This is a genomic window from Tautonia rosea (genome assembly GCF_012958305.1).
In the GTDB taxonomy this organism is placed as follows: Bacteria; Planctomycetota; Planctomycetia; order Isosphaerales; family Isosphaeraceae; genus Tautonia; species Tautonia rosea.
Genome location: NZ_JABBYO010000012.1, coordinates 190,841 through 200,285 on the forward strand (window position 1 = coordinate 190,841; position 9,445 = coordinate 200,285).

At 62.5% G+C, this 9,445-nt stretch carries 6 protein-coding genes and 1 pseudogene; 5 read left to right on the forward strand and 2 right to left on the reverse strand.

The window, feature by feature from the left end; genetic code table 11:
* Window positions 1-167 precede the first annotated feature (167 nt).
* Both HG800_RS20245 and HG800_RS20250 read left to right on the forward strand, forming a co-directional pair.
* Window positions 168-980 (forward strand): two-component system sensor histidine kinase NtrB, encoded by an 813-nt coding sequence (locus HG800_RS20245; RefSeq protein WP_169978878.1) that lies wholly within the window; start codon window positions 168-170, stop codon window positions 978-980.
* Window positions 980-2,347: a sigma-54-dependent transcriptional regulator gene (locus HG800_RS20250; protein WP_169978880.1), complete on the forward strand. Its 1,368-nt coding sequence runs from the start codon at window positions 980-982 to the stop codon at window positions 2,345-2,347. Before HG800_RS20245 ends, HG800_RS20250 begins: the two co-directional genes overlap by 1 nt.
* 111 nt (window positions 2,348-2,458) lie before the next feature.
* On the opposite strand, the gene HG800_RS20255 is transcribed toward HG800_RS20250, so the two are convergent.
* The gene (locus tag HG800_RS20255) at window positions 2,459-3,568 is read right to left on the reverse strand and encodes a TlpA family protein disulfide reductase (protein WP_169978882.1); all 1,110 of its coding nucleotides are present in this window, start codon (window positions 3,566-3,568) and stop codon (window positions 2,459-2,461) included.
* Between the two features lie 278 nt (window positions 3,569-3,846).
* Between HG800_RS20255 and HG800_RS20260 the strand changes: the two genes are divergently transcribed.
* The gene (locus HG800_RS20260; RefSeq protein WP_315852067.1) at window positions 3,847-4,668 is read left to right on the forward strand and encodes a glycerophosphodiester phosphodiesterase; all 822 of its coding nucleotides are present in this window, start codon (window positions 3,847-3,849) and stop codon (window positions 4,666-4,668) included.
* Between the two features lie 180 nt (window positions 4,669-4,848).
* On the forward strand, window positions 4,849-7,230 hold the full coding sequence (locus HG800_RS20265; RefSeq protein ID WP_169978884.1) for a serine/threonine-protein kinase: 2,382 nt from the start codon (window positions 4,849-4,851) through the stop codon (window positions 7,228-7,230).
* 5 nt (window positions 7,231-7,235) lie between these two features.
* Here the strand turns inward: HG800_RS20265 and HG800_RS20270 are convergent, their stop codons facing one another.
* Entirely contained in the window at window positions 7,236-8,609 is a 1,374-nt protein-coding gene (locus HG800_RS20270) for a DUF4832 domain-containing protein (RefSeq protein WP_169978887.1), read from the reverse strand.
* 356 nt (window positions 8,610-8,965) lie between these two features.
* On the opposite strand from HG800_RS20270, the pseudogene HG800_RS20275 reads away from it, so the two are divergent.
* Window positions 8,966-9,445, forward strand: a pseudogene (locus tag HG800_RS20275) (hypothetical protein); the annotation flags it as partial.

Consider the following 9,445-nt stretch of genomic DNA (forward strand, 5'->3'; position numbering starts at 1 on the left):
GGTCTCGGTCGCCGGGCACCGTTCGAAATTCCCCGAATCGTCCTGACTCGCCAACGGCCCGGTCGTTGCACCGGGCCGTTCGCGTGGCCCGGGATGACCCTTGGGTAGTTCGAACGACCCAAACGGACCGAGCTACGCCCCCCGATCCCTCCGAGGGGAGCCCGCCCATGGCACGATCCCCCGCCGCTCCTGCCTCCCCCGCGACGGATCACTCCCTCGCCGACACCCACGGTCGCGATCCCGAACCGGCCCCCCCCCTGCCCCCCGAACTGGCTCGTCGGCTCCGTGACCAGTACGCCGAGATCGCCCAGTTTGCCGGCGGCCTGGCACACGAGATTCGCAACCCGCTCTCCACCATGCGGCTGACCCTCGACCTCCTGGCCGAGGACTTTCGGGACCCCCAGACCGACCGCGAACGCCGAGCCTTGCAAAAGATCGAGCGGGTCCGCAAGGAATCTCACCGCCTGGAAAACCTGCTCGAAGACTTCCTCCGCGTCGTCCGCCTCAGCGATCTCGACCTCGTCCCCGGCGACCTCAACGCGGTTCTCGAAGACGTCCGCGACTTCTGCGAACCCCAGTCACTGGCTCAGGGCATTGTCACCCGGTTGCAAACCGATCCCGACTTGCCCCCCGTCTCCTTGCATGTCGATTCGTTCAAGCAGGCACTCTTAAACCTGATTCGCAATGCTCAGCTTGCCATGCCCGAAGGTGGTGAATTGATTCTCCGGACCCGATGTAATCCCGAGAACGGTGTTGTGATCGACGTCATCGACACCGGATGCGGCATCCCCGCCGAGGCCCTCCCTCGCGTCTTTGACCCCTTCTACTCGACCCGTCCTCGCGGCTCGGGCCTCGGGCTCCCCATGACCCGTCGCATCATCGAAGCTCACGGCGGCACCATCGATCTCGACTCCGAGCCCGGCAAGGGAACACGATTCCTCATCCGATTACCTGCCTCCGATCCGGGAGGCTCTGTCTGATGGACCCTCAAATCCGAGTCCTCGTCGTCGATGATGACGAGCCGCACGCCCAGGCTGTTGCTGAGAGCCTTCAGCGCGTCGGATACGATTGCACCGTCGCCGTCGGCGGTCGCGAGGCCCTTCGCCTCATCGAAGAGCAACACTTCGACATCATCGTCACCGACCTCGTCATGGAGCCGGTCGGCGGCCTCGAAGTCCTTCGCAAGGCCAAGCAGGAACTCCCCGAGGCCGAAGTCGTCATCCTCACCGGCCACGGCACGATCCAGACTGCCGTCCGAGCCATGCAGGGCGGTGCGGCGACCTATCTGACCAAGCCGCTTGACATCGAAGAACTCCGTGATGTCGTCGACAAGGCCAGCAAATCGCAACGCCTCGCCCGCGAGAATCTCGAACTTCAGCGCCAGCTTCAGGAACGTTTTGGCTTTGAAGGCGTGGTCGGCAACAGTCCTCAGATGAAGGCAATCATCGACAAGCTCCGCCAGATCGCCCCCACCACCGCCACCGTTCTGATCACCGGCGAGAGCGGCACCGGCAAGGAACTGGTCGCCAAGGCCATTCACAACAACAGCCCCCGCAAGAGCAAGCCCTTCGTCGCCCTCAACTGCGCGGCCCTGAGCGATTCAATCCTCGAATCCGAACTTTTTGGCCACGTCAAAGGAGCGTTCACCGGCGCCGACCGCGAACGCAAAGGCCTGATCGAACACGCCAACGGCGGCACCCTGTTCCTCGATGAGGTGGGCGACATTCCCCCTTCCACCCAGGTCCGCCTGCTCCGAGTGATCGAGAACGGCGAGATCATGCGCATGGGAACCAACGAGCCGATCCACGTCAACGTCCGTCTCGTCACCGCCACCAACCGCGACCTACCCGAGATGATCAAGGAAGGGAAGTTCCGCACCGACCTCTACCACCGGATCAAGGTCATCAGCATCAAGTTGCCCCCCCTTCGCGAACGCCGAGAGGACATCCCGCTCCTGCTCGACCACTTCGTCCGAGAAAACGCCGCCCACTACGGCAAGCCCGTCCCTGGGATTCATCCCGACCTACGCAAGGTCTTGATGTCCTATTCCTGGCCTGGCAATGTCCGCCAGTTGCGCAACGTGGTCGAGAGCCTCCTTGTAATCGACACCGACGGCGAGCTTGGCCTCGACGACTTGACCGATGAAGAGTTGCTCGCCTCGGCCGGCGTCACCCCGCAGTCGTCGGGCGTCTCGCAACTGGTCGGCCAGCCGATGGAATCGATAGAGGCCCACTACATCGCCGAAACCCTTCGCCTGACCGGCGGCAACCGTGAGGAAGCCTCTCGCATCCTCGGCATTGGCGAGCGCACGCTCTATCGCAAGCTCAAAGAATACGGCATCAACTGATCGGATGGGTAACTGTTCGTTCATCCCGAAAACGACCTACGGCCGAAGCCCGAACTTCCGATCGGACCCCGGCCGTGGTTGATGGTCAACGATCCGCCGCAAGGCTCGAACTCATTCGTCGCCAGCCGCGTCGACCGAGCCGAGCAGCTCCGCGATCAGGCCGCCAATATCCTTGGCGTTCTGCTCGCCGCTGCCGACGCGGACCATCCTGACCTTCCCTTCCTGGTCGATCACAACGACCTGAGGAATGCCGGACACCTGATAATATTCCGACATGGCGTCACCATCCTGAATGGCGAAGCGATGCGTCAGGTTGTACGACGCGGCGAACTTCTTCAGCATCGCCTGCTCTTGCTCAGGCGTGGTGCCGGGCTTCGGCACAGCGCGGCCGGATGCCTCATCCCAGTCGAACTCGTAGTAGTTCGTCAGGCCGATAATCACCAGCCCCTTGTCCCCGTACTGCTCGTTCCACTCGATCAGGTGCGGGAAGGTGGCGATGCACGGACCACACCAGACGGCCCAGAAGTCAAGTAAGACGACCTTGCCCTTCAGGTCCGAATCGGTCAGCGGTTCGCCGTTGACCCACGTCTCGACCGACAGCGGGGCCGCGTCCTTCCCGATCATCTGCTCGCGAGCTAGGTTGCTCTCGATCGCGCCACCGATCTGGTCGAGCACCTGCATGGTCTGGGCATATCCCTGCTTGTTCGTTGCCGCGGCGGCGGCCTCGGTCAAGAACGCCCGCGCCTTGGTCAGTTGATCGTTGGCCTCGGCCGGAGCGCTATAGGCTTTCGAGCTCAATTCCATCACCAGCTTCTCGCGGTACAGGTTGAGCGTCTCGGCGTCGTTCACGTTCTCCTGGAGCTTCTTTTGCACATCGGCCAGGGTGGTCCGAGACAGTTCGATCCGTTGCTCCAGAATCGGAACGACCTGCTTGGCGCGATCGACCAGTTGCTTGGCGTCGTCGGCCTCAGGCTTCAAGGAGTCCACAACGGCCTTCAGCTCGGCCAGGGCCTTCTCGGCTGCCTTGGCGTCATTTTCCATCGCCGACAGAATTTCGCCGATGGCCGCGCCCATGTATTCATTGATCAGCTCGGCCGTGGGGTTGGCCTTCACCGCCTCGGCCTTGGCCTTGACCTCCTCATCGGCCCTGGCGGGCGCAAGGGCCGTAACTCCCAGAGTGAACACCGACACGAGGACCATCGCGAGCAGTCGATATCGCATGAATTCTCCTTCAAGATGCGGACGTCGGGGGGGCACACTACGGCTCGGGGGTTCGTGACCCGTTTGAGGCTGCGCAAAAACTCTCCCTTTGCGGGAGCCCGCTCCCGAGAGCCCCGACCGACCGAGCATACGGTTCATATTAGAACGACTCTCCGTTGCCTTTCGCCAGCAGATTCTGAAAGTCCTCCAACAATCATCTTGAACCCCGGACCCTTGTCTGGCAATTCTGGGAGAATCATTGGAATCAAACATTTCTCCGATCCTCAGGAGTGCCCTTCGTGGTTGCGATTTTGATCAGTTCTGCCCTCCTGTTGCTGGAGCCCCCCTCGGTGCCTTCTCCCGCGTTCTTCGTGGCCCACCGCGGCGAGTCGGCCGATGCCCCGGAAAACACCCTGGCCGCCTTCAACCTTGCGTGGCAACGCGGCGTCCCGGCCATCGAGCTTGACGTCCATCTGACCGCCGACGACCGCCTGATCGTCATTCACGACGCCTCCACCAAACGTACGACCGGCGTCGATCTCCTCGTCAAGGAGTCCACCCTCGATCAGCTCTCCTCGCTCGATGCCGGCTCGTGGAAAGGCGAACCATGGGCCGGCGAACCCCTCCCTACCCTCGAAGACGTCCTCGCCACCATTCCCGACGGTGGTCTCTGTCTGATTGAGGTCAAGGTCGGACCCGAAGCCGTTCCGGCGCTCGTCCGGGCCGTCGAAGCCTCGGGCAAGTCCCCCGACCAGCTCGCCGTCATCAGCTTCAACGCCGAGACCCTCGCCGAGGCCAAGCGACAGCTCCCCGATTTGCCCATGTACTTCCTCTCCGGATTCCGCCGCGACGAGCAGACCGGCGCCTGGACCCCCTCCCCCCAGGCCCTGATTGACCAGGCCATCGCCATCAACGCCGATGGCCTGGACCTCGCTTACCGCGGACCAATCGACGCCGATTTCGTCCAACGCGTTCGAGACGCCGGCCTCTCCGTCCACGTCTGGACCGTCGACGACCCCGACGACGCCCGCCGATTCCTCGATCTCCGCGTCGATTCCATCACCACCAACCGCGCTGCCTGGCTCCGAGAACAGCTTACTCCCACCGACCAACCCCGCTGATTCCTCGCCTTCCGAACCTCTCCCGTTTGTTGTCCCGAACCCCAACTCGCCAGGCTTCCTTCCTCTCCTGAGAATCCTGGCAATCACAAAGCTTTCGATCTCTTTTTTGTCTGCCCTGTTGCTCCGAGATGTTAGCACGAGCGCCTCGATGTTGTGGAGGCGTGCTGGCGGAGTCTGCCCATGTCGATCTCCCACCACCCGAGCGAAGACTCGATGGCGCGCTGGAACGAAGTCGAGGCCCTCTTCGATTCCATTCGAAACCTCGACCCCGCCCAACGCCTCGATCAGCTCAAACACCTGAAAAACGCCGACCCGATTCTTGTCGCCTGGGTCGAGGCCCTCCTCGAAGCCGATGCCCTTGCCCGGGTCCTCGGGGAAGAGCCGGGTGATGACACCGAGGTCGATACCCGGGTGATTGATGAGCCTCCAGACGATTTCGCCCTCGCTCCCGGTGACCAGGTCGGCCCGTACTTCATCCTCGGTACCATCGGCCACGGCGGCATGGGATCGGTCTACCTCGCCGTCCGAGAAACCGAGCCGCTTCAGTTCGTCGCTCTGAAACAGATCCGATATGGTGCAACTCCCGACCTGATCCGGCGCTTCCACGCCGAACGGCAGTTGCTCGCCCACTTCAAACACCCTCATATTGTTCGCCTGCTCGACAGCGGCACGGGTGAGACTGGCGCGCCCTATCTGGTGATGGAGTTCATCGACGGACCGAATCTCAGTGCGATTTCCGTTCGCGGTTCCCTGAACCATCGTCAGATCACCACCCTCGTTCGCGACATTGCCCTGGCCATCGACCACGCTCATGACCACGGGATCGTCCATCGCGATCTGAAACCCTCCAACATCCTCATCTCCAAAGATGGCGTGCCCAAGGTCTCCGATTTCGGCCTCGCGCGACCCATCATCCGTCAAGGGGAGACCATCTTTACCCACCCTGGTGCGATCGTTGGCACCCCCTCCTTCTCCGCTCCCGAACAGATTGGTGCTCGAAACGGTCGCAACTTACCGACAGTCGACATTTACAGCCTCGGCGCGATCCTCTACTTCCTCCTCGCCGGCCGACCGCCTTACCTCGGGGGAACTCATGTAGAACTGTGCATGAAAGTGCTCAACGAGGAACCTCGGCCGCCGCGGGCTTACTGTCGGCACGCTCCCTACGACCTCGAAACGATCGCCCTGAAGGCAATGGCTCGCAACCCCTCCGAGCGTTTCCTCACCGCCGGAGCCATGGCCGAGCAACTTCAACGCTACCTCGATGGTCTCCCCCTGACCATCCGCCGCCCGTCTCCCATCACTCGCCTGAGCCGTTGGGCTTCCCGATACCGCGGTCGACTGCTCGCCTCCGGTGCCCTGGCAGTCACGATTCTGGTCGCCTCCATCACCCTGTTGATCGTTGAGAACCGCCGCCTTGTCGCGGATGCCCAGGCCAGAGAATCCATGCGACTCGCATGGAAGCTCATCGGCAATGCCGTGCTTGCCCCGGAGTATATCTCCAAGGCCGTCCCGCTCGGCTCCGATGCCATGCACAACTACATCCTCGCCACGCACGACCTCTTTGAAACCGCCCTCCGCGACATCCCCGGCGCTGACCAAGACGTCGAGCTCCGCTATCGGACCGCCCTAATCAACTTCACCCTGGCAGAATCCTTCGAATGGCGCGATCAAGACGCGCACATCGATCTCATTCTCCAGCACCTTAGCCGCTCGATCACCCTGCTCGAATCGGTCCTCAGGGACCGCCCCGAGGAACCCTGGTACCGCTACAACCTCTTTCGAAGCCTCTCCCGACGGGGAGTCGCCCATACTTCCTGGGGTCCAACTCCTGACTTCGCCGCCGCCGAGGCCGACCATCTCCGAGCGCTTGAGGTGATTCAGACCCTCGCCGGCGATCATCCCGACAGCCCGACCGAGTTCCAGTGCCGCGACGCGGTCGCCTACCAGCACGTCCACCTTGCGATTTTGCGCGAGCGTCTCAATGATGTCGAACAGGCGAAATTTCATGCCTTGGAGGCCCGAACGATCGCTCGTCAACTCGTCTCGGAAGCGCCCGATGATCCCCTCTTCTACGGAAATCTCTACCGGGCCGAGATGAGGCTTGCCATGATCGCGCTCTACCAGGGACAGCCGGACATGTCCGTGCAGTCGTGTGTTCAAGCCCTCGATGCCGTCTCCCAGTTGGCCGCGCTCGGCACCGACCTCCCTCAACAGCAGTACGAACGCGCGGCGACTTTCGGCGTCCTCGCCTTCGCCTACGCCGCTCAGAATCTCCGCGACGAGGCGTGTTCCGCGATGGAGGAAAACGAGACGATCATGGCCCGACTGGTCGAAGCCCACCCTCACTCCGCGTCGTTCATTACCGCATGTTTTGGATCTCGGGCCGAATTTGTTGAGTTACGCGACCGCCTGGGACTCCGTGAGGAAGCCGATCTCGCCGAACGGCAACTGATCGAGGACCTCGACGCCCTGCTGACCGACGACAGCCCCACCGCTGATGTCGAGCTTCAGCGTCTCCGGAGTCAGTTCCCGAGATCGGCCTCGAAGCCGGCCCCCTGAGACGATCAAGGGTTGATCCTCCCCAACGTCAACCAACCCGGTCGATCCGCATCCTGTGTCGCGTTCGCAAAGCGGATCGGAATCCCGTTCGGCAAGGGGTTCGGAACCCGGAGCATCAGCGTCCCTTTCAAGCGATCCTCGGAATCCAACGGGATCGTTCCGGTCCACTGACGCGGCGGTTCTCCCGGAAGCAGGCCAATCAGCGAGCCGTCGCAGGGGAACGTGATCAGCTCGCCCTCGTCCTCCAGCAGGCCGAATTCCGGGTTCCAATCGACATAAAAGGGCGCGATTCCTCGGTTCTCGATTGCGACGGTCACAGTCCGCGATCCGTCCCGAAGTGGCCCGATCTCGACCGTCGGCACGTGGAATTCGTATCCCATCCGACGGACCTCCTCCTCGGCCCGTTGCCGCCTTGCCTCGGGAACGTTTCGCCGGGACATCCCCGAGTCCATCAGCCACGAGGCATGCGTTTCCTCGACACAGCGTCGGAAGTCCTGGATCCGATCATCCCCCGGTTCCTGGTCGAAGACCTTGCCCCAGGCTTCCGGCCGAATCTCTCCGCCAATCGGGTGGGTCTTCCACTTCTCCCTCGCCTCCGGCCCGGCTGCATTGAGCAACGGAACGAAATACCAGAAGTCTTGCCTCCGGCCCGTCTCCAGGGTCGCCCAGGCGAACGAATCATCGTGATACCCAAACCCTCGTTTCGCGTTCGAGGCCATCCGGTCGTTGGCACCTCCAGCCGGATAGCGGAGCAGGATCGGCGTGGTCTGGAACGCCGACTCGAACGCATCCAGCACGTCCTCCTGCACCGCCTTCGAAGCGAACAGTTCGCTCCTCGGATACGTGTGCCACTCTCCCCAGTGCCCGAGCAACCCGGCGGTCAAAAACCCAAGCCTCGGGTCGCCGTCGTATCGCTTTCCCATTGCCGTGATGAACGACCGCAAGGCCCTCCGCAACCGCTCGTCCTCATAGTCAGGGGTCTCAACCTCCTTGCCGTTCGTGTCCGCCACCACGTAGCGATGCACGGTCAAGCCGTCTCGAATCAGGAACTCCGGGATCACCCCGAGCCGTCCCGGATATTCCAGGAAGACCCGAAAGACGGCCTGGTTTCCTCGCGCCGCGATGGCATCAAGCCTTCGTTCCAGCGGTTGCCAGTCAAACGAGTCGTATCCCGTCATCACCTCACCGAACGACACATAATCAAATTCCAGGGAATGAGGGAATTCCCTCCCCTGCCCCGCATAGGGAACCAGCCCTTTCAACGGGTTCCTCACGGCGGCTGGAGCATACTCCAGTTCGATCCGCGTCGGAGTCTCTTCGGCCTTCTCCGCTCCCAGAGAAGACCCCAGGAACACCAGCACTACACCATGAACGATCATTACGACTCCTTGCATACGTCCATCAACCTCTCTGGGCCATTCCGAGAACGATGTCCCAGTCGCAGAACGTCGTTGTCCGATGCCGCTGTTGTGCCGAATGAAGCGTCTCTTCGGCTCCGCTCCGTCTCATCGATTCCGTCGGCCCATCACGCTCCTGGTCATCTCCGATCTCATTCCGTCCCTCGACTCCGCGGCCTCTCGATCTCGACAAACCGCTGATTCGATGTCTCAGCATACGAAAAAAGTGACTGAGCCACCCCCTTGGTCACGATGGTATTGATGAGCCGAGCTTGATTTCTTGCTCGATCGTGATCTGAACCCCCTGTTGAAGTCGCACCCCTTGGAATCCTCAACTCATGGCCAAGCCCCTTTCTTCCAAGCAACTCGACGCCAACCGCCGCAACGCCCTCAAATCGACCGGCCCGAAAACCGTCGAAGGCAAGGCCCGCTCGCGACGCAACGGCCTGACCCACGGACTGGCCGCTCAGGTCGTCGTCCCTGATGACTTCGGACTCGACCTCGAGCGTGCCCTGCAACGCTGGGACCGCGAGGCCGGTCCCGACAACGTCGTCGAGCAGCACCTCGTCCGACGCGCCGCGGTCGCCTCCGTCACGCTCGATCGCCTCGACAACGCCCGCGAGTCCACCCGCCTCGACTCGGCCCGAGACGCCGTTCAATCCTGGGAACGACGCCGCCAGGCCCGCGCCCGTCGCAAAGGGCAAGACCTTCCCCGCGACCCCGTCGGCACCGTCGCCGACCTCGAAGCCACCGCCTTCGGCTGCGACTGGCTCATCCGCCAGTGGGACCAGCTCGACGCCCCCCTGCGGCTCGGCAAC